This window comes from Caulobacter sp. GW821-FHT10A10 (assembly GCF_059415745.1).
Genome location: NZ_JBWKNV010000001.1, coordinates 175,491 through 201,469, shown reverse-complemented (window position 1 = coordinate 201,469; position 25,979 = coordinate 175,491). Strand labels below are relative to the sequence as shown.

General features: G+C 69.2%; 22 protein-coding genes. 9 read left to right on the top strand and 13 right to left on the bottom strand.

Annotation, left to right across the window (positions count from 1 at the left end):
* Positions 1-86: 86 nt before the first annotated feature.
* The 5 genes from AC07NS_RS01025 to putA all read right to left on the bottom strand — a co-directional run bounded on the left by AC07NS_RS01025 (position 87) and on the right by putA (position 6,633).
* A complete protein-coding gene (locus AC07NS_RS01025; RefSeq protein WP_494600783.1) occupies positions 87-1,427 on the bottom strand; it encodes a glycoside hydrolase 5 family protein in 1,341 nt (446 codons plus the stop codon).
* 100 nt (positions 1,428-1,527) lie between these two features.
* Complete coding sequence (locus AC07NS_RS01020) at positions 1,528-2,919, bottom strand: alpha/beta hydrolase family protein (RefSeq protein ID WP_494600781.1); 1,392 nt, start codon at positions 2,917-2,919, stop codon at positions 1,528-1,530.
* 57 nt (positions 2,920-2,976) lie between these two features.
* Complete coding sequence (locus tag AC07NS_RS01015) at positions 2,977-3,258, bottom strand: type II toxin-antitoxin system RelE/ParE family toxin (RefSeq protein WP_494600779.1); 282 nt, start codon at positions 3,256-3,258, stop codon at positions 2,977-2,979.
* Positions 3,255-3,506 (bottom strand): antitoxin, encoded by a 252-nt coding sequence (locus AC07NS_RS01010; RefSeq protein ID WP_110119838.1) that lies wholly within the window; start codon positions 3,504-3,506, stop codon positions 3,255-3,257. Before AC07NS_RS01010 ends, AC07NS_RS01015 begins: the two co-directional genes overlap by 4 nt.
* Before the next feature lie 37 nt (positions 3,507-3,543).
* The gene (putA, locus tag AC07NS_RS01005; RefSeq protein ID WP_494600777.1) at positions 3,544-6,633 is read right to left on the bottom strand and encodes a bifunctional proline dehydrogenase/L-glutamate gamma-semialdehyde dehydrogenase PutA; all 3,090 of its coding nucleotides are present in this window, start codon (positions 6,631-6,633) and stop codon (positions 3,544-3,546) included.
* A gap of 475 nt (positions 6,634-7,108) precedes the next feature.
* On the opposite strand from putA, the gene AC07NS_RS01000 reads away from it, so the two are divergent.
* A complete protein-coding gene (locus AC07NS_RS01000) occupies positions 7,109-7,570 on the top strand; it encodes an Lrp/AsnC ligand binding domain-containing protein (RefSeq protein WP_110119836.1) in 462 nt (153 codons plus the stop codon).
* Here the strand turns inward: AC07NS_RS01000 and AC07NS_RS00995 are convergent.
* A complete protein-coding gene (locus tag AC07NS_RS00995; protein ID WP_494600776.1) occupies positions 7,542-7,913 on the bottom strand; it encodes a helix-turn-helix domain-containing protein in 372 nt (123 codons plus the stop codon). The two genes, AC07NS_RS01000 and AC07NS_RS00995, sit on opposite strands and share 29 nt — an antisense overlap.
* A 127-nt stretch (positions 7,914-8,040) precedes the next feature.
* Here AC07NS_RS00995 and AC07NS_RS00990 point away from each other — a divergent pair, with 127 nt between their 5' ends.
* Positions 8,041-8,265 (top strand): hypothetical protein, encoded by a 225-nt coding sequence (locus AC07NS_RS00990; RefSeq protein WP_494600775.1) that lies wholly within the window; start codon positions 8,041-8,043, stop codon positions 8,263-8,265.
* Here the strand turns inward: AC07NS_RS00990 and AC07NS_RS00985 are convergent.
* The 3 genes from AC07NS_RS00985 to AC07NS_RS00975 form a co-directional block, all read right to left on the bottom strand.
* On the bottom strand, positions 8,262-8,546 hold the full coding sequence (locus AC07NS_RS00985) for a hypothetical protein (protein ID WP_494600773.1): 285 nt from the start codon (positions 8,544-8,546) through the stop codon (positions 8,262-8,264). The genes AC07NS_RS00990 and AC07NS_RS00985 overlap by 4 nt on opposite strands.
* A 13-nt stretch (positions 8,547-8,559) precedes the next feature.
* Positions 8,560-10,149: a methyl-accepting chemotaxis protein gene (locus AC07NS_RS00980; protein WP_494601837.1), complete on the bottom strand. Its 1,590-nt coding sequence runs from the start codon at positions 10,147-10,149 to the stop codon at positions 8,560-8,562.
* A 261-nt stretch (positions 10,150-10,410) separates the two neighbouring features.
* Positions 10,411-12,210 (bottom strand): IlvD/Edd family dehydratase, encoded by a 1,800-nt coding sequence (locus tag AC07NS_RS00975; protein ID WP_494600771.1) that lies wholly within the window; start codon positions 12,208-12,210, stop codon positions 10,411-10,413.
* Between the two features lie 1,325 nt (positions 12,211-13,535).
* Here AC07NS_RS00975 and AC07NS_RS00970 point away from each other — a divergent pair.
* From AC07NS_RS00970 to AC07NS_RS00955, 4 genes are all read left to right on the top strand, one after another.
* The gene (locus AC07NS_RS00970) at positions 13,536-14,456 is read left to right on the top strand and encodes a Gfo/Idh/MocA family protein (RefSeq protein ID WP_494600769.1); all 921 of its coding nucleotides are present in this window, start codon (positions 13,536-13,538) and stop codon (positions 14,454-14,456) included.
* Between the two features lie 112 nt (positions 14,457-14,568).
* Positions 14,569-16,089 (top strand): aldehyde dehydrogenase (NADP(+)), encoded by a 1,521-nt coding sequence (locus tag AC07NS_RS00965; protein ID WP_494600767.1) that lies wholly within the window; start codon positions 14,569-14,571, stop codon positions 16,087-16,089.
* A gap of 351 nt (positions 16,090-16,440) precedes the next feature.
* Positions 16,441-19,680: an autotransporter domain-containing protein gene (locus tag AC07NS_RS00960; protein WP_494600766.1), complete on the top strand. Its 3,240-nt coding sequence runs from the start codon at positions 16,441-16,443 to the stop codon at positions 19,678-19,680.
* A gap of 8 nt (positions 19,681-19,688) precedes the next feature.
* Positions 19,689-20,414, top strand: coding sequence for a response regulator (locus AC07NS_RS00955; RefSeq protein ID WP_494600765.1), 726 nt, complete (start codon positions 19,689-19,691; stop codon positions 20,412-20,414).
* 146 nt (positions 20,415-20,560) lie between these two features.
* On the opposite strand, the gene AC07NS_RS00950 is transcribed toward AC07NS_RS00955, so the two are convergent.
* Entirely contained in the window at positions 20,561-21,070 is a 510-nt protein-coding gene (locus tag AC07NS_RS00950) for a hypothetical protein (protein WP_494600764.1), read from the bottom strand.
* A 193-nt stretch (positions 21,071-21,263) separates the two neighbouring features.
* Here AC07NS_RS00950 and AC07NS_RS00945 point away from each other — a divergent pair, with 193 nt between their 5' ends.
* The gene (locus AC07NS_RS00945) at positions 21,264-22,580 is read left to right on the top strand and encodes a M20/M25/M40 family metallo-hydrolase (RefSeq protein WP_494601836.1); all 1,317 of its coding nucleotides are present in this window, start codon (positions 21,264-21,266) and stop codon (positions 22,578-22,580) included.
* Between the two features lie 149 nt (positions 22,581-22,729).
* Here the strand turns inward: AC07NS_RS00945 and AC07NS_RS00940 are convergent, their stop codons facing one another.
* Genes AC07NS_RS00940 through AC07NS_RS00930 form a run of 3 tightly spaced genes read right to left on the bottom strand, consistent with a single transcriptional unit; the run spans position 22,730 to position 24,614 of the window.
* On the bottom strand, positions 22,730-23,167 hold the full coding sequence (locus AC07NS_RS00940) for a flagellar basal body protein (protein WP_494600763.1): 438 nt from the start codon (positions 23,165-23,167) through the stop codon (positions 22,730-22,732).
* Complete coding sequence (locus AC07NS_RS00935) at positions 23,164-23,499, bottom strand: rod-binding protein (RefSeq protein ID WP_494600762.1); 336 nt, start codon at positions 23,497-23,499, stop codon at positions 23,164-23,166. The genes AC07NS_RS00940 and AC07NS_RS00935 overlap by 4 nt, the downstream gene beginning before the upstream one ends.
* Positions 23,499-24,614 (bottom strand): flagellar basal body P-ring protein FlgI, encoded by a 1,116-nt coding sequence (locus tag AC07NS_RS00930; protein WP_494595303.1) that lies wholly within the window; start codon positions 24,612-24,614, stop codon positions 23,499-23,501. The genes AC07NS_RS00935 and AC07NS_RS00930 overlap by 1 nt, the downstream gene beginning before the upstream one ends.
* Positions 24,615-24,849: 235 nt before the next feature.
* On the opposite strand from AC07NS_RS00930, the gene fliX reads away from it, so the two are divergent.
* Positions 24,850-25,278: a flagellar assembly regulator FliX gene (fliX, locus tag AC07NS_RS00925; RefSeq protein WP_110133270.1), complete on the top strand. Its 429-nt coding sequence runs from the start codon at positions 24,850-24,852 to the stop codon at positions 25,276-25,278.
* A gap of 214 nt (positions 25,279-25,492) precedes the next feature.
* Complete coding sequence (gene dksA, locus AC07NS_RS00920; protein ID WP_110121381.1) at positions 25,493-25,921, top strand: RNA polymerase-binding protein DksA; 429 nt, start codon at positions 25,493-25,495, stop codon at positions 25,919-25,921.
* The last annotated feature ends 58 nt before the right edge of the window (positions 25,922-25,979 follow it).

The window sequence follows — 25,979 nt, the reverse complement described above, 5'->3', positions numbered from 1 at the left end:
TTCCCGACGCTCGCTATGTCGGGAACCCTACAGGTCAAGCTTTGAAGGAAGGGTTGAGCATCCGCTTACCACATCCTTCAGGTTTCTCAGGCGCGCTTGATCGCCTTCACCGCCTTGGCGTGGTCGCGGATGATCGAGACGGTCGAGGCGTCGGCGTCGAAGATGCCGAACAGGCCCTGCTCCTCCTGCGGCGGATCGCCGACATAGGAGCGGTCGCCCTTCTTGAACCAGGCGTCGGCGTGCTGGGCGCGGCCCTCGCCGTTCCAGGCCCAGAAGTTGACGCCGGCGATCGGGCCGCCGGCCTTCATGTCGGCTTCGACCTCGTCGAACACCATCTTGTAGAAGCGGTCGCGGAAGGTGACCGGCGAGCCGGGCGCGAAGGCGCGCTCGTCGCGGATCAGGCCGAACTCCTCGATGGTCAGCGGCTTGCCCATCCGCTTGGCCAGGGCGATGTGGCGGCGGATGTAGTCGCGCGAGCGCGCCTCGCCGGCCTCGTAGGTCGAGGGCTGGTCGGTCATCGAGATCCAGCCCCAGTTGTTGGGCCAGACGTGCAGGGTCAGGTAGTCGATGGCCGGGGTCTTGTGGCTCTCGGCCACGCAGGCCTCGCTGCCCAGGCACCCCATGTCGCCCTCGCTGCCGCTGGACACCAGGTGGTTGGCGTCCAGGCTCTTGATGAAGCGGGCGGTGCCGTCGATCCAGGCGTCATAGGCGGGGCGGTTGACCTTGCCGAACTCTTCGCTGCCGGCCGGGCGCGGCTCGTTGGCCAGCTGCCAGGCCATGATCGTCGGATCGTCGCGATAGGGCTTGCCGGTGACGGTGCTGGTGCGGCCGACCAGGGCCTTCACATAGTGGCGGAACAGGGTGTTGGCCTTGCCGTCGGAATAGAAGCGCGCCGAATAGTCGGCGAACTGCGGCCAGGGGTGGGCCGGGTCGCCTTGCTGGAACCAAGTGCCGTTGCCGGTCCAGTTCAGATAGGCCGGCATGCCGCCCGACCAGTCCCAGAAGTTGTTGACGTAGATGACGGCCTTCATGCCGCGCTTGCCCATCTCGGCCAGCAGCACGTCCAGGCCCTTCAGCAGGTCCTGGTCGTAGTCCTCGCCCGGGCCGCGGAAGGTCGGATCCAGCGCCACCTTGGCCGGCGAACGCTCGCCCGCCCCCAGGACGCGCAGGTTGGTGACGCCCAGCGATTGCAGCTTGTCGAGCTCGCGGGTCAGCCGCGCGCGATCGCCGAACGCGGCCGGAACTCCCAGCCAGGCGCCGTACCAGAGATTGGCCCCGACGAAGCGATAGGGCTTGCCGCCCAGGGAAAGGCGGCCTTTTTCGACCTTCACGAAACCCGGACGGGCCGCGGCCAGGGTCGGAACGGCGGCCGAACCGACCGTCAGGCTCGCCGCGCCGGCGGCCAGGATCGCGCGTCGCGAAAGCATTCCCGGTGTCTCCCCACTTGTGATTTGCCGGGACGTTAGCGGAGCGCCTCGGGGCCGGTCCAGCGATTAAATAAATTTGATGAAGTTATTCCGCGCGCCCTTAGTCGGCGTGCTTGTGAGGCGCCTTGGCGGCGTGGGCCACGGTCCAGTCGACGACGGCGGCGATGGCCGTGGGGGCCAGGGTCTCCTCGATCTCGAGATATTCGGACGGCGCGCCGGTGGTCGCCGTCTGGAAGAGGTGGTTGAGGCCGGGCAGCACCAGCGTCGTGGCGTCCTTGTTGTCCGCCAGGGCGGCCTTGATCGCCGGCAGGTTCTGGGCGGCCGAGACCTGGGTGTCCTTGTCGCCGTTGAGCGCCAGGACGGGCGCGCGGACCTGGCGCAGGTAGACGGCGGGATCCAGGGTGAGGAAGGTCTTGAACCAGGGCGAGGCGAAGCGGCCGAACGCGGCCTCGACGGCTTCCGGCGGCATGCCCTTTTCGCCCAGCGCCGCGATCAGGCGGGGCTTGATCCTGGCCGGGTCGGGCTCGGCGATGACGGTGTCGGACGCCGTCTGGATCAGCTGGGCCTGCTGCTCGGCGGCGGCCGGCGGGGCGCCGCTGGCCACGGCGATGTCGTGGCTCTGGGTGCGCATCACCTGGGCGCCCGGCACGCCGGTGCCGGCCATCAGCACGACGAAGGCGATCCGGGGGTCCTTGGCCGCCACGATCGGGGCGATCAGCCCGCCCTCGCTATGGCCGATCAGGCCGACCCGGTCGGGGTCGATGTCCTTGCGCTCGCGCAGGAAGGCCACGCCCGCCGCCACGTCGGTGGCGAAGTCCAGGCTCGTCACGGTCTTGATGTCGCCGGCCTGCGAGCCGCCGACCCCGCGGTCGTCGACCCGCAGCACGGCCACGCCCTTGCGGGTCAGGGCGTCGGCCAGCACCAGGAACGGCTTGTGTTCGAACAGGGTCTCGTCGCGGTCCTGCGGCCCCGAGCCGGTGATCAGCACGGCGACCGGAAAGGGACCCTGGCCCGGCGGCAGGGTCAGGGTCCCGGCCAGCTTCAGGCCAGAGGCCGGATTGACGTAGGACACCTCTTCGGCGCGGTAGGGGAAGGGCGGCTTGGGCGTCTGCGGCCGCCGGACAGGCGCGACCGCCGGCGGGGTGCGTCCCATGCTCAGGGGCAGGCTGGCGCCGCCCTGCAGCCAGTTCCCGGCGAGGGTCTTGCCGTCGGCCGACAGCTGGCCCTCGAACGCCGCGGCCGGCATGGTCAGCACCAGCCGGGCCTTGCCGTCGGCGAAGCTGGCGGTCGCCTTCAGCCCCAGCGCGCTCTGGGCCGGGCTGTCGACGCTGGCCGAGCCGTCGGCCTTGACGTGGAACACCAGCGGCAGCTTGGTCGGCCCGGCCTGCAGCGTGCCGTACCAGTCGCCGACGATCGGCTCGACCTGGGCGCTGGCGATCGCAGGGGCGACGAACAGGGCGGCGGCGAGGGCCACGGATCGCAGCAAGCGCATGGTTGTATGGTCTCCAGGAAACTCTCCCGAAGATTGCGCATGCGGGCGCCGCGTCGTCTACCGTTGCTCCAGCCCGTGCCAGATCCGGGTGATGGTCACATGCTGGCCTTTGACGCGATAGCGAACGATGTAGGCGCTGCGGCCGAAGGGTATGTTGATCTCGCGGGTGGTCGGACCGACGACACGGCCGCGAAGAGGGCTTTCCTCTAGGCTGGTCGCGGCTTGGGCGATTTGGGCGCTCAGTCTGTCGGCCGCGCGCGGACTTTGTTCCCTTAGCGTGGCGTCCAGGCGGGCGGCGTCCCGGCTCGCTCGAAGCGTGACCGCGACCGTGTAGGTCAACGACGGCCGAGAAGTTGGGCGCGGAATTCTTCCAGCGAGATGGTGGGCTCCTCGCCGGCCTCTACGGCGTCGGCGATCGCCTCGTCTATGGCCGGATCGGGATCGATCGTCCTGGGCGGCAGGTCGTCCAGCCCGGCCTCGATCAGTTCGCGCGCGTACTCGGCCGGCGAAACGCCCAGCCGCTCGGCGACCGCCGCCAATCGGGCGGCCTGCTCTTCGTCGATGTGGATGTCGAAGCCGTCGGCCATGGGCGAAGGGTCTCGCCCATGGCCGGGGTCGTCAAGGTCAGAGATTGAGCAGCGCCGGGTCGCCGCCCTGGGCGGTGATGTTGACGCTGAGCGCGCGCTCGACGGCGAAGCGCAGCAGGGCGTGGGGGCCGCCGGCCTTGGGACCGGTGCCCGACAGGCCCTCGCCGCCGAACGGCTGCACGCCCACGACCGCGCCGGTCATGCTGCGGTTCACATAGGCGTTGCCGGCCGGGACCAGGCGCACCACCTCGTCGGCGAAGGCCTGGATGCGCGAGTGCACGCCCAGGGTCAGGCCGTAGCGGCGGGCTGCCAGGGCGCCGGCGACCGTTTCCAGGTCCTCGGGCTTGTAGCGCACCACGTGCAGGATCGGGCCGAACACCTCGCGTTCGAGGAAGTCGGCGGCCGGGATCTCGGCCAGGACCGGCGCGAAGAAGGTGCCGGCGGCCGGGGCCTCCAGGGCGTGCAGCACCTTGGCCTCGCGCTTGAGGCGCGCCAGGTGCTTTTCGAGCGCGTCCTTGGCGTCGGCGTCGATCACCGGGCCGACGTCGGTGGTCGCGTCGGCCGGATCGGCCACGACTAGGGCGTCCATCGCGCCCTTCAGGCCTTCGATGATGTGCTCGGCGGTGTCGGTCGGCAGGAACAGCAGGCGCAGGGCCGAGCAGCGCTGGCCGGCCGAACCGAAGGCCGAGACGATGACGTCGTCGATCACCTGCTCGCGCTGCGCCGTCGTGTCGACGAACATGCCGTTGAGGCCGCCGGTCTCGGCGATGAACGGCACGATCGGACCTTGCCGTTGGGCCAGCGTCTGGTTGATCCGCCAGGCCGTGTCGGTGCCGCCGGTGAAGGCGACGCCGTCCAGGCCCTCATGCGCGGTCAGGGCCGCGCCGACGGTCTCGCCGCGACCGGGCAGCAGGGCCAGTAGGCGCGGGTCCAGGCCCGCGGCGTGATAGAGCTTCACCGCCTCGTAGGCGATGACCGGGGTCTGCTCGGCCGGCTTGGCCAGCACGGCGTTGCCGGCGGCCAGGGCCGCGGCGATCTGGCCGGTGAAGATGGCCAGCGGGAAGTTCCACGGGCTGATGCAGACGAAGACGCCGCGACCCGCCAGAGCCAGCGTGTTGGTCTCGCCGACCGGACCCTTCAGCACCTCCGGCTCGCCGAACTGCTTTTCGGCCAGCACCGCGTAGTAGCGGCAGAAGTCCACGGCCTCGCGCACCTCGGCGATGCCGTCGGCCAGGGTCTTGCCGGCTTCGCGCGACAGGATGGCGATCAGGCGTTCGATATTGGCTTCCAGGGCGTCGCCCATGGCGCGCAGCACCTTGGCGCGAGCGACGCCGCCGGCGCGGTCCCACTCGCCCTGGGCGGCGCGGGCCAGCTTGAAGGCCTTGTCGATCTGCGGGATCTGGGCTTCCGACACCGCGCCGACCACGCGGCCGGCGTCGACCGGCGAAACCACCGGCAGCGGCGGGCCGCCGGCTTCCAGCTTGCCGCCGATCAGCGGGCCCGATTGCAGCGGGGCGGCGTCGATGGCGGTGACGGCGGCGGCCAGGCGGTCGCGGTCGGCCTTTACGGAGAGGTCCAGGCCCGCGCTGTTCTTGCGGCCTTCGCCATAGACCTCGATCGGGGTCGGGATCTTGGCGTGGCGGTCGGGATGGGCCTCGACCGTGGTGATCGGATCGACGACCACCTTCTCGACCGGCACCCGCTCGTCCAGCAGGGCGTGCACGAAGCTGGTGTTGGCGCCGTTCTCCAGCAGGCGGCGCACCAGGTAGGGCAGCAGGTCCTCGTGCCCGCCGACAGGGGCGTAGGCGCGCAGCGTGATGCCGTCATAGAGGTCGTCGGCGGCCTTGTAGAGCGCCTCGCCCATGCCGTGCAGGCGCTGGTGCTCGATCTTCACGCCGGCGTTCTTGGCCATGCGCACCACGGCCGCCAGGGTGTGGGCGTTGTGGGTGGCGAACTGGGCGTAGAGGTGCGGCGCGGCCTCGATCAGGGCCTTGGCGTTGACCAGGTACGACAGGTCGGTGGCGGGCTTGGTCGTGAACACCGGATAGTCCGGGCGGCCGGCGACCTGGGCGCGCTTGATCTCGCTGTCCCAGTAGGCGCCCTTCACGAGGCGCACCATCAGGCGGCGGCCGGTCTCCTGCGACAGGGCCGACAGGCGGGCGATCACCTCGCCGCAGCGCTTCTGGTAGGCCTGAACGGCAAGGCCCAGACCCTTCCACTCGCCCAGGGCCGGCTCGCGGCACAGCTTGTCCAGCAGCTTCAGCGACAGGGCCAGGCGGTCGGCCTCTTCGGCGTCGATCGTGAAATTGATGTCGTACTTCGCCGCGATCAGGGCCAGGCGCAGGGTGCGGGGATAGAGCTCTTCCCACACGCGCTCTTCGTGCGTGGCCTCGTAGCGCGGGCACAGGGCCGACAGCTTCACCGAGACGCCGTGGCCCTTTTCCGGACCGGCCTTGTTCGACAGCTTGCCGACCGTCTCGATGGCCGCGGCATAGGCCTTTTCGTAGCGCTCGGCGTCGGCGGCGGTGCGGGCGCCTTCGCCCAGCATGTCGAACGAGCACATCGTGTCTTCACCGGCGGCGCGCTTGATGGCGGCCTCGATGGTGCGGCCCAGCACGAACTGCTCGCCCATGATGCGGATGGCCTGGCCGACGGCGGCGCGGATCACCGGCTCGCCGACGCGGCCGGCCAGCTTCTTGATGAAGCCCGGCAGGTCCTTCTTGGCCTCGTCGTCGGGCTCGACGATCTTGCCGGTCAACATCAGGCCCCAGGTCGAGGCGTTGACGAACAGGCTGTCGCTGCCGCCCAGGTGGCTGGCCCAATCCGCCGAGCCGATCTTCTCGGCGATCAGGCGGTCGCGGGTGTCGTCGTCGGGGGTGCGCAGCAGGGCCTCGGCCAGGCACATCAGGGCCAGGCCCTCGCGGGTGCCCAGGCTGAACTCCTGCAGGAAGCTTTCGACCACCCCCTGCTTGCGGACGCTGCGGCGGGCGCCGCGCACCAGGGCCTCGGCCTCGGCGCGCACGGCGGCGCGGTCTTCGCTCGACAGGGCCTGGGCGGCCAGCAGGTCGGCGATCACCGCCTTCTCGTCACGGTACTTGCCGTCGTCCAGGGAGTCCCAACCAGTCATGACGCTTCCTCAGAGATGATTTATCGTCGCTGTAACCTGGGTCTGATCGAAGGTGCTTCGTTTGTTGGCTCTGGCTTCCGTATCCTGTTCGGCGTAAACGACGAAAAACGTCTTCCGCTCCAAAGGGCCGAAAACCTCCGCGACAGGGCGTCGCGACCGGCATGGACGCGGGTCGGCGAACGCGGGTCAGGAGGGGCCCAAAGTGGAGGGAAAGAGAGGAAGAGGGAAGGGGAGCACTGGAAGGGACGCGTCTCGGGGGGACTCGCGCGTCCCTTCCGCTCGTCGCCGGCGCTGGGGGATGCGCGGCGATGGTTTCCCGCCGAGCGGGAGGTCCAATGCGAAGCGCGCCGACTGGGGGAAGCGGCGGGGGGAAGCTTCGCTAGGACGATTGAGGGTGTAGGCCTCTTCGCTCCGAAGGTGCTTTGTTTGTTATCGGTATTTTCAAAATTATCTTCGCTGAAAGTGACGAAATTCCATGTCCGCTCTAGATGACACCGATCGCCGACTGTTGCGCGTGCTTCAGGCCGACGGCCGGATCACCAACGCCGAGCTGGCCAAGCGCTGCAACCTGTCGCCGGCCGCCACCTTCGACCGGGTGCGCCGCCTGCGCGAGCGCGGCTTCATCACCGGCTACGCGGCCCTGCTCGACCCGGCCAAGGTCGATCGCGCCCTGCTGATCTTCGTCGAGGTGGTGCTGGACCGCACGACCGGCGAGGTGTTCGAGGACTTCGCCGCCGCTGTGCGCCGCGCGCCCGAGGTGCTGGAGTGCCACATGGTGGCCGGCGGCTTCGACTATCTGATCAAGGCCCGGGTGCGCGACATGGACGCCTATCGCAGCTTCCTGGGCGACATCCTGGTCAAGATGCCGGGCGTGCGCGAGACCCGCACCTATGCGGTGCTGGAAGAGGTCAAGAGCACGGTTCAGCTGCCGCTCTGAGCAGGGCCAGGTTGGCGCTGTTGGCGGCCAGGGCCTCGCGCAGGTCGGGGCGGTCGGGCAGGCGGGCCTCGACGGCGCCGTTGGGCGCGCGGACCACGAAGCCGCCGGCCTCCAGCTTCAGCAGGTGGCGGCGGGTGGTCTCGATCGGCATCCGCAGCGAGCGGGCGACAGCCGTCAGCCGCACGGGGCCGCCCTCTTCGCCCGTCAGCCGCAGCACGGCCAGGAACACGAGGCCCCGCAGCACGTCGCCGTCGAACACCGACCATAAGAGGCCCGCGCTGCGCAGCAGATAGTCGGCCCCCGCCTCGAGATCGCGGCGCGCCGGCGCCGTCTGATTGGACATCGCATCCCCCTCTGGAGAAGACGACGTCCCACGGCGCGGCGGCCGCTACTTTGATCGCGATCAAGGCGCAACCAGCGTTCTTCAGTCATCCGGAGGCCATGTCACCGAGTTCAGCAGAATCGCCGCGATGAGCGCGCCCGCCGAAGACGCGCCGTCCTTCTCCGGCGAGGACATCGTCCGCCTGTTCGCCGCCACCTACCTGCCGCTGTGCCGCACGCTGGAGGAGGCCGGGGCGCTGGACCCAAAGGCCCTGTCGCGCGACATCGCCGCCCGCATCGGCCCCGACCGCGACGAGCCCTGGGCCATGCTGGCCGCCGCGCTATGCAAGGTGCTGGACGGGGAGGGGCGTTAGCCCCGCCCGCCCGGGATCAGCCGCAGGGCGGGTTTCGGGCGCGCATCCTGCGCAACCCGCGCCCGGCGCAGCACGATCTGCAACGCCTCGACCGTCGCCGCGCTGGGGCTGTCCTTGCCCGGCCGTACATAGAGCGACATGACGTCGGCGAGCCGCGCCCGGTCGATCACGCCGCAGGTCTCCAGCCGCTCGCACAGCGGCAGGTAGGTGGCGGCGAACAGCTTGATCAGGTCCGCGCCGGTGAACCGCACCACCTCGTCCGAAGTCTGCTCCCCCGCCATCGCCCCGCTCCCCTCAAGCGGCCCGAAGGTCGGCGTCGTCGTCGCGGGTGCGGAAGAGGCCGATGCGCTGGGCCAGTTCGGCGGCTTCGGCCTTCAGGGCGTGGGCGGCGGCGGTGGTCTGCTGCACCATGGCCGCGTTCTGCTGCACCACCCGGTCCATCGCCCCCATGGTGGTGTTGACCTCGCCCAGGTTCATGGCCTGGTCGTTGGCCGAGCGGGCGATAGCGTCGATCTGCAGGTCGATCTCGGCCACCCGGGCGACGATCCGGCGCAGGGCCTCGCGGGTCTTGCCCACGCGCTCGACGCCGGCGCTGACCTGGCGGCTGGAGACGTCGATCAGGGCCTTGATCTCGCGCGCCGCGTCGGCCGAGCGCTGGGCCAGGGCCCGCACCTCCTGCGCCACCACGGCGAAGCCCTTGCCGGCCTCGCCCGCCCGCGCGGCTTCCACCCCGGCGTTCAGGGCCAGGAGATTGGTCTGGAAGGCGATCTCGTCGATGACCGAGATGATCTGGCCGATCTGGCCCGACGAGGTTTCGATCTGGGTCATGGCGTCGACGGCCTCGGTGACCACCGGGTCGGACAGCTCGGCCTCCTCGCGGGCCCGGGCGGCGGCGGCGTTGGCCTGGCGGGCGTTCTGCGCGGTCTCGTTGACCGTGGTGGTGATCTGGCCCAGCGCCGTGGTGGTCTGCACCAGGCTGGCGGCCTGGTCCTCGGTGCGGTTGGCCAGTTCGTCGGAGGCGCGGCTCATCTCGGCCACCCCGTCGCTCATGCTGGCGGCGTTGCCGGAGATCTCGCCCAGGGCGGCGCGCAGCTTGGCCAGCGCGTCGTTGAAGTCCTGGCGCAGCGGCTCGTACTGGGCGGCGAAGCGGGTTTCCAGCCGCCAGGTCAGGTCGCCCCCGGCCACCTGGCGCAGGGCGCGGGCCAGGGCCTCGACCACTTCCGTCTGCTCGGCCTCCATCACCTGCTTGAGCCTGGCGCGTTCGGCGTTGGCGCGGTCGCGCTCGGCGCGTTCGGCCTGGGCGGCGGCGTTGGCCGCGTCGGCGGCGCGGGCGGCGGTCTCCACCGCCTCGGTGCGGGCCGTGACGGTGACGAACAGGCGCGAGACCCCGGCCGTCAGCCAGATCAGCGACCAGGCGGTGGCGGCGGTCATGCCGACCCGCAGCACGATCGCCAGCAGGCTCTCGTCGGCGGCCAGGCGATGCGGGGCCAGCAGCGGCGCCAGGACGTCGAGGCCGACGAAGGCGGTCGCCGCCAGGGCCACGATCCGCCAGTCGCCATAGGCCACCAGCAGGGCCAGCGCCGCCAGGAAGGCCATGCGGGCGACGTCCTGCTGGGCGCTTCCCTGGAAGGCCAGCACGAACAGCGTCACCTGCCCCACGAGAGCCAGGGCCGCGCAGGTCCGCTGCAGCAGCGTGTCGCGCCACAGGCAAAAGGCGGCCAGGGCCATCACCGCCAACGCGGCGGCGCAGGCGAAGGGCAGGGCGACCGGCGTGCCGGCGACGAAGCCCGCGGCCGGCACGACCGCCGCCATGGCCGTCACGCAGGCGACCACCAGCTGGCCGCCGACCCGACGCTGCGACTGGATGCTGTCAAACTCGATCAAACGCACGGCCCGCCTCCGATATTCCGGTCGGAAGATCGATCATCGGCGTTAATCGGCAGTAATCGAGTCGTTTAAATCCGGCGTACTCCAGATACGTACCAATACGTATCCAACTTTCGAGATTACATATTCTCAAAATGGGAAAGCAACGGCGCCGCGTTATTTCACTGCAATCGGCGTCGTTCTTCCGAGAAGCAGGCATGAAAAAGCCGCCCGGGCCAAGGCCTGGGCGGCTCGTTCATTCAGCGATGCGTGACGCCCTTAGTGGCTGTCGCGCGGCAGGCCCTTGGTCTGGGCGATGCGCTGGTACTTCACGGCCGGCTCCAGCACCGCGCCGGTGTCCATCTGGCCGACGATGGCGCGCTGGATCTCCTGCCACGGGGTCTGGCTTTCCGGGTACTTGTAGCCGCCGGCCGCTTCCAGGTCCTTGCGGCGCTGGGCGACTTCCTCCGGCGTGATCAGCACGTCGACGCGCGACTTGCGCAGGTCGAAGCGCACGCGGTCGCCGGTCTTCAGCAGGGCCAGGCCGCCGCCGGCGGCGGCTTCGGGCGAGGCGTTGAGGATCGAGGGCGAACCCGAGGTGCCCGACTGGCGGCCGTCGCCGATGCAGGGCAGCTGCTTGACGCCGCGTTTGATCAGGTAGTCGGGGGCGCGCATGTTCACGACCTCGGCCGAGCCCGGATAGCCGATGGGGCCGGCGCCGCGCATGAACAGGATCGAGTTCTCGGTGATGCCGACCGACGGATCGTCGATGCGGTGGTGGTAGTCTTCCGGACCGTCGAACACCACGGCGTCGCCTTCGAAGGCGTCCGGATCCTCGTCGTTCGACAGGTAGCGGTCGCGGAATTCGCCCGAGATCACGCTGGTCTTCATGACCGCCGAGTTGAACAGGTTGCCGCGCATCACGACGAAGCCGGCGCGCTCGACCAGCGGGTTGTCGAAGGTGCGGATGACGTCGGCGTCCTCGATGGTCGCGTCGCGGCAGGCGTCGCCCATGGTCTGGCCCGAGACGGTCAGGGCGTCTTCGTGGATCAGGCCCTGCTTGATCAGCTGGGCGGTGACGGCCGGAACCCCCCCGGCGTGGTAGTAGTCTTCGCCCAGGTACTTGCCGGCCGGCTGCAGGTTGACCAGCAGCGGCACGTCCTCGCCCTTCTCCTGCCAGTCGTCGACCGTCAGCTCGACGCCGACGTGACGGGCCAGGGCGTTGAGGTGGATCGGGGCGTTGGTCGAGCCGCCGATCGCCGAGTTGACGACGATGGCGTTGAGGAACGCCTCGCGGGTCAGGATGTCCGACGGCTTGAGGTCTTCCTTGACCATGTCGACGATGCGCAGGCCGGTCAGGTAGGCGTTTTCCTGGCGGTCGCGATAGGGGGCCGGGATGGCGGCCGAGCCGGTGAGCGACATGCCCAGCGCCTCGGTCAGCGAGTTCATCGTCGTGGCCGTGCCCATGGTGTTGCAGAAGCCGGTCGACGGGGCCGAGCTGGCGACCAGCTTGATGAAGCCGGCGTTGTCGATCTCGCCGGCGGCCAGCATCTCGCGGGCCTTCCAGACGATGGTGCCCGAACCGGTGCGCTCGCCCTTGTGCCAGCCGTTCAGCATCGGGCCGACCGACAGGGCGATGGCCGGGATGTTCACGGTGGCGGCGGCCATCAGGCAGGCCGGGGTGGTCTTGTCGCAGCCGATGGTCAGCACGACGCCGTCGATCGGATAGCCGTACAGGGTCTCGACCAGGCCCAGATAGGCCAGGTTGCGGTCCAGGCCCGCGGTCGGGCGCTTGCCGGTTTCCTGAATCGGGTGGACCGGGAACTCGATGGCGATGCCGCCGGCCGTGCGGATGCCTTCACGCACGCGCTCGGCCAGCACCAGGTGGTGGCGGTTGCACGGCGACAGGTCAGAACCGGTCTGGGCGATGCCGATGATCGGCTTGCCCGATTGCAGTTCTTCCAGGGTCAGGCCGTAGTTCAGGTAGCGCTCCAGATAGAGCGCGGTCATGTCCACGTTGTCGGGATTGTCGAACCAGGCCCGCGAACGAAGGGTGCTGGGCGCGGACTTGGTGGTCATGACGGTCCTGTTTTTCCTCGGTCGATCCAATCGGGATCGCCTCGCCGGGCGAGGTTTATACTATTTGTCTGACTATACCGCCGGGCGGGGGTCGTCAACGACCGCCATGGTGGCGACCAAGGCGGCGGAAGGTCGCGCGCCTTCAAGGCCTTGCGAGCGGCTCGCAAGTGCCTGAATGGCGCCGGCGAGCCGATGATAGCGGTCACATTATATAGCGCCGACGGGTGTTCTGCCACTGATGACGCTGTTCAGCGACCTTAGCGCGCGGCAAATGTCTGAGCAATTGGGGGAGCCGCCCCTCCCGTAAAATCCCCGCGAAACCTGATCCCTCTCCCCTTGCGGGAGAGGGTGGCCTCCCGAAGGGAGGTCGGGTGAGGGGTCTCTCAAACCTCGAAGCTGCGTACGGCGGTCAGGCCGGGTGAGGCGTCCCGAGTTTGAGAGACCCCTCATCCGTCGGCCTTCGGCCGCCACCTTCTCCCGCAAGGGGAGAAGGATCGCTGACGGGGATCGAGCGCCGTCAATCCCCGGCGGCCTCGCCAAAGACCCCAACCAATCCAGTCCCTTACAACTTTCTCAGCGCTCTGGATCAGACGCGTTCAACCCCGCTGCATAATCAGAGCTGTCCCGTCGCAGGGAGAGGGCGCAAGGATCCGGCCCGAAGCGTGCGACGGCGATGCGATCGAGCGGGGCCGCCGGAGCTGCGTGAGCAGGGCCGGGCCAGGCTTAAATGAGGATGGGGGACGTAAACCCATCCATCGGGAGCTTGCCTAAATAGGCTCCCGCCCGTCCGAGGGTCCGCTCCGGCGCCTTCTGTCTGCACGCGATGGCTAGCGAAGCTCACAGCCCGGTTCCGGGGAAGGCATACGCCGAAGGGGGTGAAAGGCGGAAGAGGCCTGCGCGCCCCGGCCTGAGGCACAACGATCGCGCGGGGCGTCCAGCTTCGTCGAAACGGTATTCAAACTCACAGCTCCGGGCGAGGCCCGGACGCCCCGCGCCCTCTCCATCACCTCAGCGGTTCACCGCGTGAGCACGAAGCCGCGCGCCCAGGAACCTCCCCCCCTGGGGGAGGCGGCCGAAGGCCGGTGGGGGGACGTTTTCAGCTTTCGAGGCGTCGGAAGGTTCGCAAAAACTCCCCCCTCCGATCGCTGCGCGATCGCCTCCCCCACAGGGGGAGGTTCCTCGCGAACAGCCGCCACCTTCTCCCGCAAGGGGAGAAGGACCATTCCGTAAGCTCCCCGTTTGACACCCACGCCCGTCACGCTATTTGTCTGACTAATGAACGGGCCGCCGACGCGGTTCTCTCCATCGCCAGGTGTTTCGTCCAGATGACCATCCGCATCGCCATCGTCGGCCTGGGCAAGATCGCCCGCGACCAGCACCTGCCCGCGATCGAGAAGGACCCGCGCTTCGAGCTGGCCGCCGTGGCCAGCCGCAGCGCCGGCGTCGACGGCGTGCCGCACTTCACCGACCTGGCCGAGCTGCTGGCCTCGGACGTCGCCTTCGACGCCGTCGCCCTCTGCACCCCGCCGCAGGTGCGCCACACGATCGCCCGCCTGGCCATCGACGCCGGCAAGCACGTGATGCTGGAAAAGCCCCCGGGCGCGACGCTGAGCGAGGTCGAGGACCTCAAGGCCGCCGCCGCCGAAAAGGGCGTCACCCTGCAGACCACCTGGCACTCGCGCTACGCCACCGCCGTCGCCCCGGCCCAGGCCTGGCTGGCGGGCAAGACCCTCCAGTCGGTGCAGATCAACTGGAAGGAAGACGTGCGCGTCTGGCACCCGGGCCAGACCTGGATCTGGCAGGCCGGCGGCCTGGGCGTCTTCGATCCCGGCATCAACGCCCTGTCGATCGCCACCGTCATCCTGCCGGCCTTCTTCCTGGAGAAGGCCACCCTGCACGTGCCGGAAAACTGCCAGTCGCCGGTCGAGGCCCAACTCTCCTTCGTCACCGTGACCGGCGCCCCGGTTCGCGCCGAGTTCGACTTCCTGCAGACCGGCCCGCAGAGCTGGGACATCATCGTCCAGACCGACGGCGGCGAGCTGAAGCTCTCCCACGGCGGTTCGCGCCTGTGGATCGACGGGCAGCTGAAGCACGAAGGGCCGGACGAGGAATATCCGGGCCTCTACGCCGCCTTCGCCGAACTGATCGAAGCCGGCGACTCGGACGTCGACGTCAGCCCGCTGCGCCATGTGGCCGACGCCTTCCTGCTGGGCGAGCGGGTCATCGCGCCGGCCTTCATCGAATAGTCTCGGCGGGCCATCGAATAAGCGATGGTTGCGCTAACATTGACCTGACAAAATGCGGGGGAAGGGCCTATATGCGGGCCCATTCCCGTCCGCCAAAACCGCGAGCGCCGTCATGACCGAACTCCGCAGCCTGAACCCCGCCACGGGCGAGCACTTCGGTGACGTCTTCCCCGAGCCGACCGCGGCCCAGATCGAGGCGGCCCTGGCCGCCGCCGACGCGGCGTTCGACGTCTATCGCGAGACCGACCTCGAGACCCGCGCGGCCTTCCTCGAAGGCGTCGCCGCCGAGATCGAGGCGATCGGCGACGCACTGATCGAGCGCGCCATGGCCGAGACCGGCCTGCCGCGCGCCCGCCTGGAAGGCGAGCGCGGCCGCACCACCGGCCAGCTGCGCCTGTTCGCCAAGACCGTGCGCCAGGGCGACTTCCTCGGCGCCCGCGTCGACCCGGCCCTGCCCGAGCGCAAGCCGCTGCCGCGCGCCGACCTGCGCCAGCGCTTCATCGGCCTGGGCCCCGTCGCCGTGTTCGGCGCCAGCAACTTCCCGCTGGCCTTCTCGACCGCCGGCGGCGACACCGCCGCGGCCCTGGCCGCCGGCTGCCCGGTCGTGTTCAAGGGCCACCCGGCTCACCCCGGCACCGCCGCCCTGGTCGGCGCCGCCATCAGCAAGGCCGTCGAGAAGGCGGGCCTGCCGGCCGGCGTGTTCGCGCTGCTGACCGGCCAGACCCACGAACTGGGCGGCGCCCTGGTCAGCGACTCGCGGATCAAGGCCGTCGGCTTCACCGGTTCGCGCGCCGGCGGCGTCGCTTTGATGAAGATCGCCAACGCCCGTCCCGAGCCGATCCCGGTCTATGCCGAGATGAGCAGCGTCAACCCGGTGGTGCTGTTCCCGCACGCCCTGGCCGCCCGCGCCGAGGCCCTGGGCGCGGCTTTCGTCGGCTCGCTGACCATGGGTTCGGGTCAGTTCTGCACCAACCCCGGCCTGATCCTGGCCCTGGAAGGTCCCGACCTCGACACCTTCATCGCCTCGGCCTCGGCCGCCCTGGCCGCCGCCCACCCGCAGGTCATGCTGACCCCCGGCATCTTCGGCGCCTATGAGCAGGGCGTGGAGAAGCTGGGTTCGCGTCCGGGCGTCACCGTCGCGGCGCGCGGCCTGGTCGGCGAAGGCTGCAACCAGGGCCAGGGCGCCCTGTTCGTGGTCGATGCGGCGACCTTCGCCGCCGACCCGGCCCTCAGCCATGAAGTGTTCGGCTCGTCGTCGGTCGTCGTCCGCGCCCCGGACCTCGCCACGCTGGCCAAGCTGCTCGAAGGCCTGGAAGGCCAGCTGACCGCCACCCTGCACCTCGACGCCGAAGACGCCGAGGCCGCTCGCGGCCTGCTGCCGATCCTCGAGCGCAAGGCCGGCCGCATCCTGGCCAACGGCTGGCCGACCGGCGTGGAAGTGGCCCCCGCCATGGTCCACGGCGGCCCGTTCCCGGCCACCTCGGACGGCCGCTCGACCTCGGTCGGCACCCGCGCCGTCGAGCGCTTCCTGCGCCCGGTCTGCTACCAGGACCTGCCCGACGTGCTGCTGCCGCCGGCCCTGAAGGAAGCCAACCCTTGGGGCGTCAAGCGCGCCGTCGACGGCGTGCTCTAAGCCAGTCGGTCCGGTCAGGACCCAAGGCTCTACTAAGTGAAAGCGCGCGGCGGCTTCGGCCCCGCGCGCTTTTTCTTTGCCGTTTCAGGGCGTGGACGGTCTGCAACGGCTCTGGAATCGCCTGGTGCGCCCGAGCGGCCTTTTCTTGCGCGGACGTCGGAATAACGGCGGCTTTGGGCCGGGAACGGCAACACTTCGGAGGCGAGCCGGCGCCCTGGCGACAACCTTCCGGGCCGTTTGAAACGGAAGTGTATCGGCGTGAGCGTCGCCGTAGCATGACGGAAATTTCATAGACACGCCTGGGCCATGCACGGCCCCTAAGGCTCGGAGGTTCCATCAGGCGGGTCCTCCATGTCGCGTAAGCTTCTGATCTTGTCGGCCGCAGCTCTACCGATGCTGCTGCACGCCGGCGGCGCCGTCGCCGAGACCGAGATCACCAGCAGCAGCCGCACCAAGGCGGTCGCGACCTCGACCGCCAACGACGGCGCGGCCGACGACGTCAAGATCACCAGCGACGGCGTGATCACCTACGCCTCGGAAGGCGCGATCGCCACCGTCGACAGCAGCAACACGCTGACCAACAACGGCACGCTGCAAAGCACCGACATCTCCAACTCGACCGGCGTCCTGATCAACGGCGGCCTCACCTCGACGGTGACCAACGGCGGCACGATCTCGCTGACCGAGGACTACGACTACGAGGACACCGACAGCGACGGCGACTACGACGGCCAGTTCGCGCTGGGGACCAATCGCTACGGCGTCCACCTGACCGGTTCGGGCGACTTCATCGGCACGATCGAGAACTCCGGCACGATCACCATCGAGGGCAACGACTCGATCGGCATCATCCTGGAATCGTCGGTGATCGGCGACATTCTCAACTCCGGCTCGATCTCGGTCACCGGCGATGACGGCTACGGCATTCGCAACACCGCCAGCGTCACCGGCGACATCGTCAGCGACGGCTCGATCAGCGTGCTGGGCGCCAACAGCGTCGGCCTGGCGGTCAACGGCGAGGTCGACGGCTCGGTGATCGTGCAGGGCTCGATCACCGCCACCGGCTATCGCTACACCAGCCGCTACACCGATCCCGACGACGAGGCCCTGCTCGACGCCGACGACCTGCTGCAGGGCGGCTCGGCCATCCAGGTGACCAGCAACGTCACCAAGGGCTTGGTGCTCGACGCCCCGCCCACCGACACCAACGACGACACCACCGACGATGAGGACGGCGACGGCGTCGAGGACGACGAGGAAGGCACGGCCTCGGTCGCGGTCTATGGCGGCGCGCCGGCGATCCAGATCGGCTCCGACACCCAGACCGTCACCCTCGGCTCGGCCGGCGACGGCATCTACGACTACGGCCTCGTCATCCGCGGCTCGGTCGCCGCCTACGGCATCCACCCGGGCGTGGCCGCCACCGGCGTGCAGATCGGCGGCTCGGCCGGCTACGAGACCTTGGTCACCAACGGGATCAACCTGGAAGGCTCGATCACGGCCAGCGCCTACGAGGCCGACGCCATGGGCCTGCACCTGACCTCGGGCGCCATCGCCAGGATCCTCGACAACAGCGGCGGCCTCTCCAGCTCGGTCACGGCCGAGGGCGACTCCGCCGCCTACGCCCTGCTGATCGACGCCGGCGCGACCATGACCACGGTCAACAACAGCGGCACGATCCTGGCCACCCTCTACGGCGAGACCGGAACCGCCAACGCCATCGTCGATCGCTCGGGCACGCTGACCACGATCAACAACACCGGCACGATCGCGGCCTACCTCACCGCCACCGACGACGACTACGACCTCGACGACGACAACGACGACGCCGACGACGAGGTGGTCACCGGCAAGGCCGTGGCCATCAACCTGCAGGCCAACACCACCGGCGTCACCATCACCCAGACCGGCGTCAACGACGGCGACGATGGCGACGACGACGTAGCCGACACCGATACCGACGGCGACGGCGTGGACGACGCCGACGAGCCGACGATCATCGGCCAGATCCTGCTGGGCTCGGGCGCCGACACCATCAACCTGCTGAACGGCACGCTGTACGGCGAGATCTCGTTCGGCGACGGGGCTGACGTCTTCAACATCGACGGCGGCGCCTACGCGGTCACCAAGCTGAGCGACAGCGACGGCCAGCTGTCGATCAACATCGGCGACGGCGGCCTGCTGCTGACCAACACCAACACGATCAACGCCACCAGCCTGACCCTGGGCGCGGACGCCAAGCTGGTGTTCACCGTCGATCCGGCGGCGGGCACGGCGACCCAGCTGGTGGTCGACACCGCCACCATCGCCAGCGGCGCGAACCTGGGCTTGGTCTTCAACAACCTGCTGACCACGGCCAGCACCTTCAAGGTGATCTCGGCCGGGACCCTGAGCGCGGGCGAGATCGACCAGGACCTGCTGGGCGATGCGCCCTACCTCTACGTCGCCAGCGCCTACACGCAGGACAACGACGTGCTGATCGACGTGCGCCGCCGCACGGCCGCCGAAGCCGGCATGACCCGCGGCCAGGCCTCGGCCTACGAAGCGACGTTCGCCGCGCTCGGCGACAACGACGACATCGCCGGCGCCTTCCTCAGCCAGTCGACCGCCGATGGCTTCTACAATCTCTACAACCAGATGCTGCCCAGCACCGGCCAGGGGATGTTCACCACCCTGCAGGCCGTGCAGCAGCAGGTGTCGGCGGCTACGGCCGTGCGTCCCGACGGCGCCGACCGCTACGGCCCCGACAGTGTCTGGGTGCAGGAGATCAACAGCTTGGTGCGGATCCAGAACGGCGAGAACCTGGGCTCCGACACCAAGGCCGTCGGCCTGGTCGCCGGTTACGAGGCCATGGGCGACGCCGGCGGCGCGCTGGGGGTGACCCTGGCCTTCGTCAGCATCGAGGAAACCGACACCGCCGCGACGGTCGGCGAGGAGACCGACGGTTCGCTGTTCCAGGCCGGAACCTACTGGCGCCGTTCGATCGGCGGCTGGCGCCTGAACCTGGGCGGCGGCGCGGGCTACATCCGCTTCAACGGCGATCGCAGCTTCATCAGCGGCGACGTCGACAGCGACGGCGTGGCCGACGTCGTCGTCCGCAACACGGCCTCCTGGAACGGCTTCACCGCCAACGCCTTCGCCGGCGTCGGCTACGAGGCGACCTTCGGCGCCAACTACATCCGTCCCGAGACCCGCCTCGACTACGTCTACATGTGGGAAGGCGAGCGCAAGGAGCACGGCGGCGGCTCCGGCTTCGACCAGACGGTGGCCTCGCGCAAGTTCAGCAACCTGTCGGGCGATGTCGGCGTCGCCTTCGGCCGCCAGTTCGGCAAGGAAGTCTGGTTCAGGCCGGAAGTCCGCGTCGGCTACCGCAAGACCCTGGCCGGCAAGTACGCCGACACCACGGCCTGGTACGCGGGCGGCACGCCCTTCACGATCCTGGCCGACGACGCCACCGACGGCGCGGTGACCCTGAACGTCGCCCTGCGCGCCGGTTCCGACCTTTCCTATTTCGCCCTGGAGGGCGGGGCCGAAGCGTCCCGTCGCCAGACCCGCTATTCTGCCCGGCTTGTCGGCCGGGCGATGTTCTGAGAACGCCCGTGAGACCCCGCCTGCTCATCGTCGATCCCGATATCGACTCCCGCGCCGCCATCACCGCCCTGCTGGGCCGGTTCGACCTGGAAGTGCTCGAGGCCGCCTCGGCCCGCGAGATGGACCAGATCCTCGGCCGCACCCAGATCGAACTGGTCGTGATGGACATCCTGCTGCCCGACGAGGCCGGCCTCTCGGTCTGCGCCCGTCTGCGCCGCCTCAACCCCGCTCCGGGCGTGGTGGTGGTCAGCGCCGTCGACGACGAGAGCGACGTGGTGGTCGGCCTGGAGATGGGCGTCGACGACTACATCGCCAAGCCGTTCCGCCCGCGCGAGACGGCCGCCCGCATCCGCGCCGCGGTCCGCCGCCGCCAGGCCTATCGCGCGCCCGAGCCGATCGCCGCCCCGCCGGTCTATCAGTTCAGCGGCTGGCGCCTGAACGTCGCCACCCACGAGCTGTTCGATCCGCGCGGTGAGTCGGTGAACCTGTCGTCGGCCGAGTTCCTGGTGCTGTGGACCCTGGTCTCCAAGCCCCAGCAGATCCTGACCCGCGACCAGCTGCAGCAGGGCCCGCCCGAGGCTCGCAGCAAGGCCCCGCCGCAGCAGATCAACGTCACCATCAGCCGCCTGCGCAGCAAGCTGCGCCGCGCCGAGGGCGGGGCCCAGATGGTCCGCACGGTCCGCCACGCCGGCTACATGTTCGCCCCGCGCGTGGACCGCGTTCACGCGGATTGATGATCCGAGGAACCTCCCCCTGTGGGGGAGGTGATCGCGAAGCGATCGGTGGGGGGAGTGGTTGCAAGGTCGGCCACTGCCCCGGAAGTTGAAAACGTCCCCCCACCGGCCTTCGGCCGCCTCCCCCAGAGGGGGAGGTTCTCCAGCTACTTCTTCCGAACGAAGATCAGCGTCTGGTCCGGCGGGCCGGGTTTGCCGTCGACGTCCTGCTCGACCAGCAGGGTGTCGGGAGCCGACAGGGCCACGCGCATGGTCTGGCGGCGGCCGGTCTCGCCGTGGGTCATCACCGCCACGCTGGACTGGCCCGTGCGCTCGACGCTGAGGGTCACGAAGTTGAAGTTGACCACGGCCCGCGTCGGCGAGCCGTCGAGGCCCGCGTCGGCGAACTGGATGGCGGCCACGCCCTCGTCGTCCTCCTCGACCAGGGTCCAGGCGATGAACTTGCCGTCGTCCTTGGTGATGTCGAGCTCGCCGCTCAGCGGCGCGGCGCCGGTCAGGGCCTCGTTGAAGTGCGAGCGCGGCAGGTCGAGCATCCACTTGCCGCCGACGCCCAGAGGACCCGTCCCTTGAGCGGCCGGCGCCTGGGCGAGGGCTGGGGCGGCGAGCAGCAGGAGACCCAGGCCCGCGAGCGCGGATGCGACTTTAGCTTTGGCCATGACCGATCTCCTTGACGATAGGTCAATGTCGGGTGGCGAGATCGGTTCGTCCAGAGGTCCGGCGTTTTTGGAGCTCGGTGTTTTTGGGAGCCGCCGTTCCGCCAATTGTGGATTGCCAATCGGCGGGCGCGGTCGCTCTGGTCGGCGGACTGCAAGAATCGGAGCCTCGCCCATGCGCCGCCTGTCGCGTTCGATGTCGCGTTCGATGTCGCGTTCGCTGTTGTTCGCCGCCTCGCTGTTCGCCGCCGGCGCGCTCTACGGCCCCGAGGCCGATGCCGCCGAGAAGACCGACACCTCGGTCAAGGCCGTGCAGAAGATCGTCGGCGGGGCCGGCTTCAAGGCCGCCGTCCAGCAGCTCGACGCTGACTATGACCGCACCGTCGCCGACATCGTCACCCTGACCGAAATCCCCGCGCCGCCCTTCAAGGAGGAAAAGCGCGCCAAGGCCTATCTGGAGATGCTCAAGGCCGTCGGCCTGACCGACGTCGAGATGGACGCCGAGGGCAACGTCATGGGCGTGCGGCCCGGGACGGCGACCAAGGGCAAGGGTCCGTTCGTGGTCATCGCCGCTCACCTCGACACCGTCTTCCCCGAAGGCACCGAGGTGAAGGTCAAGCGCGAGGGCACGAAGCTGTCGGCCCCCGGCATCGGCGACGACACCCGCTCGCTGGCCGTGCTGCTGGCCTATGTGCGGGCGCTGGACGTGGCCAGGATCAAGACCAGGTCCGACATCCTGTTCGTCGGCAATGTCGGGGAGGAGGGGCCTGGCGACCTGCGCGGGGTGCGCCACCTCTTCACCAAGGGCAAATATCAGGGCCGGATCGGGGCCTTCTTCTCGATGGACGGCTCGGATCCGTCGCGCATCGTCGATCGCGGCGTCGGCTCCAAGCGCTATCGCGTCACCTTCAAGGGCCCGGGCGGCCACAGCTACGGCGCGTTCGGCGTGGTCAACCCGATGACGGCCATGGCCCAGTCGGTGGTCGACCTCTATGCGGTCAAGCCGCCGGCCGATCCCAAGACCACCTATTCGGCCAGCGTGGTCGGCGGCGGCACCTCGGTGAACTCGATCCCCAACTCGATCTTCATGGAGTTCGACATGCGCTCGGAGAGCGCCGACGAACTGGCCAAGCTGGACAGGACGCTGGTGGCCATCCTCGACAAGGCCGTGGCCGGCGAGAACGCGGCCCGCTCGACCAAGCCGGGCGAGGTCTCCTACGAGGCCAAGGTGATCGGCGAGCGTCCGGCCGGCGGCACGGATCCGAAGGCGGCGATCGTCACGGCGACGGCCGCGGCGGCCTCGGCCCTGGGCTTCACCCCCACCCATGAGGCCTCCTCGACCGACGCCAACCTGCCGATGAGCCTGGGGATCCCGGCCGTGACCATCGGCTCCGGCGGCAAGGGCGGCCGCGCCCACGCCCTGGACGAATGGATCGACGTCGAGAAGGGCGAAAGCCTCAAGGGCATGCAGGTGGGTCTCGCCGCCCTGCTGGCCGTGGCGGGGGTGGAGTAGTTTTCGAGGCCCTCCCCCTGAAGGGGGAGGTGGCCCGGAGGGTCGGAGGGGGAAGATACTGCTGACGTCGAGGCGGTTGCTGGCTCACAAGCCACATCCCCCTCCGTCGGCTTCGCCGACACCTCCCCCTTCAGGGGGAGGGTCTTTGGCTAAGCCCGCTGGTTCAGCGTGATCGCGGTGGCGCTGTTGTTGTAGGCCGAGCCGTGGGCGCTGGGGCCGTAGCCGGCGGCTTGCGGGCGCTGGGCGGCGATTTCGTTGGCGACGGCGCGGACCAGGCCCTCGGTGACGGTCTTGGCCGCGGCGATGGCGCGCGACTGGCGGGCCAGAACGGCGTCGAAGGCCTCGGTGGCGCGCACCAGGCGCATGCGGCGCTCGGGCGTGGCGGCCTGGACGACGGCGACGTTGCCGCGCACCCGCGCCGACTCATGGCGGTAGATGTTGGCGAGCTTGGCCGTCTCCTCGACGTGGCGGGCGGCCTCGTGCGGGCGACGGGCCTCGAAGGCGGTGGCCTGCTTGGCGATCAGGTCGGTCAGGCGCTCGGTCAGGATGATCAGCTGTTCGACGCGCTCGTCGGCTGGACTCATCATTGGGCGACCTCCTGCAGGCCTTGCATCTTGAGCATTTCGCGTTGGACCGAGGCGGCGATGCCGACGCCGCCGGCCTTGGACACTTCCTTGGCCATGGCGTCGGTCAGCAGCGAGCGGAACATCTCCTCGCCCTGGCCGCCGCCGAACGGTTCGGGGGTCTTCACGCCCTCGAACATCGACTGCATCATCGACGACAGGAACGAGGCCTCGAACTTCTGGGCCGTTTCCTTGATCTTGCCGCGCTTGGCCAGTTCGGTGGCCGAGGTCGCGCCGGTTCCGGAGATGGCCGAATAGGCGTCGACGGCGCTGGCGGCGGAGGAGAGGGCGCTCATCACATCACCTCGATGTCGGCTTGCAGGGCGCCCGCGGCCTTCACGGCCTGCAGGATGGTGATCATGTCGCGCGGGGTGACGCCCAGGGCGTTGAGGCCGCCGACCAGGCTCTTCAGCGACGCGCCGCCGCCCAGCGTGATCAGCTTCTTGCCCTTTTCCTCGTCGATGTTGATCGTCGACTGCGGAACGACCTTGGTCTGGCCCTGGCTGAACGGGGCCGGCTGGCTGACGGCCGGGGTCTCCTGGACCGAGATGGTCAGGTTGCCCTGGGCGATCGCCACCTGGCTGATGCGGACGTCGTCGCCCATCACCACCACGCCGTTGACCTCGTCGATGATCACCTTGGCCGGGCCGTCGGGCTCGACTTCCAGGTTCTCTATGGCGGTGATGAAGCTGATCATGTCCATGCCGTTCGGCGAGCGGATCGCCACGACGGTGGGGTTCTGGGCCTGGGCGCAGCTGGGGAACTTGATGTTGATGGCGTCGGCGATGCGGCGGGCGGTGGTGAAGTCGGGGTTGCGCAGGGTCATGCGCAGCTCGCTCATGGCCACCATCTGGAAGCCGGTCTCGCGCTCGACGTCGGCGCCGGCGGCGATGCGGCCGGCGGTCGGGACGCCCCGGCTGATCGAGCTGCCCGAGGCGCCGCCGGCCGAGACGGCGCCGGTCTGCACCTGGCCTTGGGCGACGGCGTAGGTCTGGCCGTCGGCGCCTTGCAGCGCGGTGACCATCAGCGTGCCGCCTTGCAGGCTCTTGGCGTCGCCCATGGCCGAGACCGAGACGTCGATCTTCGAGCCGGCGCCGGCGAAGGCGGGCAGCTTGGCGGTGACCATGACGGCCGCCGCGTTCTTGGCGTTGAGGTTGGCGTCGCGGACGTTGACGCCCTGGCGCTCGAGCAGCGATTCCATGCTCTGCTTGGTCATCGGCGCGTTGCGCAGGCTGTCGCCCGTGCCGTTGAGGCCGACGACGATGCCGTAGCCGATCAGGTGGTTCTCACGCACGCCCTCGAACGAGACGATGTCCTTGATCCGCGACTTGGCGGCGGCGGGACCGGCGACGACGGTCATGGCCGCGAGGGCCAGGCCGGCGAGAACGGAGCTGAAAAATGAACGACGCATGGATTTCCACATCGAAGACGCAATTCCGTCGCGGCCCATGCCAGAACCGGGCCAACGGAAAAGATGAGGAAAATCAACGAAAAGGGCGGGCAAAAACGCCTGCGACAATCCTGTCCGGCAGATTCTGCCCGGCATTAACCATACCGCAAGCGCCGATCTCGAATATGGGCTCTCATCGGGGAGCCCGACTCCCTATATGTAGGCGTACGAGACCAGCTTTGGAGCGACGGTCGTCATGAAGGTTTCGAGCTCGGGAGGCGTGGGCGCGGCTGGCGCATCACGCGCGCGGCCGGCGGGCGGCGGGTCGAACTTCGCCCTGCCCAGCGTCGGCGGCGCCAGCGGCGTGGCCGGGACGGCCGCGGCCGGCGGCCTGGCCGGCGTGGGCTCTCTGGACGCCCTGCTGGCCCTGCAGGCCAACATGGACCCGATGGAGCGCAAGCGTCGCGCCATCCGCCGGGCCGACGACATCCTGGACATTCTCGACGGCCTGAAGATCGCCGTGCTGGACGGGGAGGTCTCCTCCAGCACCATCGACAAGCTCAAGCGCGCCGTCCGTGAGCATCGCGAGAGCGTCGACGATCCGAAGCTGCAGAGCCTGCTCAACGAGATCGAGACCCGCGCGGCCGTCGAAGAGGCCAAGCTCTCCGTGGCGCAAGGCGCGTGAGGAGCGGCGGGATGGAACCTCGACCCCATTCCCGCGATTTTATTGCCCCGGCCGGCGCGGCGAAGCTCGTCGCCCCCGTGCAGCGTCGCCGCCGTGTCAGGCAGGCGCGCGCGCCTGAATGCACCGCTCATGCGACGTTCATTGAACGGGGCTATCGTTTTGGTATAAGCACACCGCCCGCTGAGGGCGGAGTTCATCGGGGCGTGAGGCGTTGATGCAGACGGCCACTGTTCTTAAGGAACCGAATACGTATCGTCCTTCCGAGGACGAGCCGTTCATGAATGAGCGGCAGCTCGAGTATTTCAAACAGAAGCTGCTGACCTGGAAAGAGGAAATCCTTCGCGAATCTCGCGAAACGGTCTCCCATCTCCAGACCGAAACTGAGAACCATGCCGACCTCGCCGACCGGGCGTCGTCGGAAACCGACCGGGCGCTGGAACTTCGGACCCGCGACCGGCAGCGGAAGTTGATCTCCAAGATCGACCAGGCGTTGCGCCGCGTCGAAGACGGCAGCTACGGCTACTGCGAAGAGACCGGCGAGCCCATCGGCCTGGCCCGTCTGGACGCGCGTCCGACCGCCACCCTGAGCCTCGAGGCCCAGGAGCGTCACGAGCGTCGCGAGCGGGTTCACCGCGACGACTGAGGTCTCGCAGGTCTTATCCTGATGTGTTTTGCGACGGCCTCGCTTCATGAGCGAGGCC

Coding starts and splice junctions, on each gene's coding strand:
- AC07NS_RS00960 (WP_494600766.1), top strand. CDS start 16,441: ATGTCGCGTAAGCTTCTGATCTTGTCGGCCGCAGCTCTACCGATGCTG.
- AC07NS_RS00975 (WP_494600771.1), bottom strand. CDS start 12,210: ATGACCACCAAGTCCGCGCCCAGCACCCTTCGTTCGCGGGCCTGGTTC.
- AC07NS_RS00935 (WP_494600762.1), bottom strand. CDS start 23,499: ATGAGCGCCCTCTCCTCCGCCGCCAGCGCCGTCGACGCCTATTCGGCC.
- dksA (WP_110121381.1), top strand. CDS start 25,493: ATGCAGACGGCCACTGTTCTTAAGGAACCGAATACGTATCGTCCTTCC.
- AC07NS_RS01000 (WP_110119836.1), top strand. CDS start 7,109: ATGTCCGCTCTAGATGACACCGATCGCCGACTGTTGCGCGTGCTTCAG.
- AC07NS_RS00995 (WP_494600776.1), bottom strand. CDS start 7,913: ATGTCCAATCAGACGGCGCCGGCGCGCCGCGATCTCGAGGCGGGGGCC.
- AC07NS_RS01025 (WP_494600783.1), bottom strand. CDS start 1,427: ATGCTTTCGCGACGCGCGATCCTGGCCGCCGGCGCGGCGAGCCTGACG.
- fliX (WP_110133270.1), top strand. CDS start 24,850: ATGAAGGTTTCGAGCTCGGGAGGCGTGGGCGCGGCTGGCGCATCACGC.
- AC07NS_RS00950 (WP_494600764.1), bottom strand. CDS start 21,070: ATGGCCAAAGCTAAAGTCGCATCCGCGCTCGCGGGCCTGGGTCTCCTG.
- AC07NS_RS01020 (WP_494600781.1), bottom strand. CDS start 2,919: ATGCGCTTGCTGCGATCCGTGGCCCTCGCCGCCGCCCTGTTCGTCGCC.
- AC07NS_RS00985 (WP_494600773.1), bottom strand. CDS start 8,546: ATGGCGGGGGAGCAGACTTCGGACGAGGTGGTGCGGTTCACCGGCGCG.
- AC07NS_RS00965 (WP_494600767.1), top strand. CDS start 14,569: ATGACCGAACTCCGCAGCCTGAACCCCGCCACGGGCGAGCACTTCGGT.
- AC07NS_RS00930 (WP_494595303.1), bottom strand. CDS start 24,614: ATGCGTCGTTCATTTTTCAGCTCCGTTCTCGCCGGCCTGGCCCTCGCG.
- putA (WP_494600777.1), bottom strand. CDS start 6,633: ATGACTGGTTGGGACTCCCTGGACGACGGCAAGTACCGTGACGAGAAG.
- AC07NS_RS00970 (WP_494600769.1), top strand. CDS start 13,536: ATGACCATCCGCATCGCCATCGTCGGCCTGGGCAAGATCGCCCGCGAC.
- AC07NS_RS00990 (WP_494600775.1), top strand. CDS start 8,041: ATGAGCGCGCCCGCCGAAGACGCGCCGTCCTTCTCCGGCGAGGACATC.
- AC07NS_RS00940 (WP_494600763.1), bottom strand. CDS start 23,167: ATGATGAGTCCAGCCGACGAGCGCGTCGAACAGCTGATCATCCTGACC.
- AC07NS_RS00945 (WP_494601836.1), top strand. CDS start 21,264: ATGTCGCGTTCGATGTCGCGTTCGCTGTTGTTCGCCGCCTCGCTGTTC.
- AC07NS_RS01010 (WP_110119838.1), bottom strand. CDS start 3,506: ATGGCCGACGGCTTCGACATCCACATCGACGAAGAGCAGGCCGCCCGA.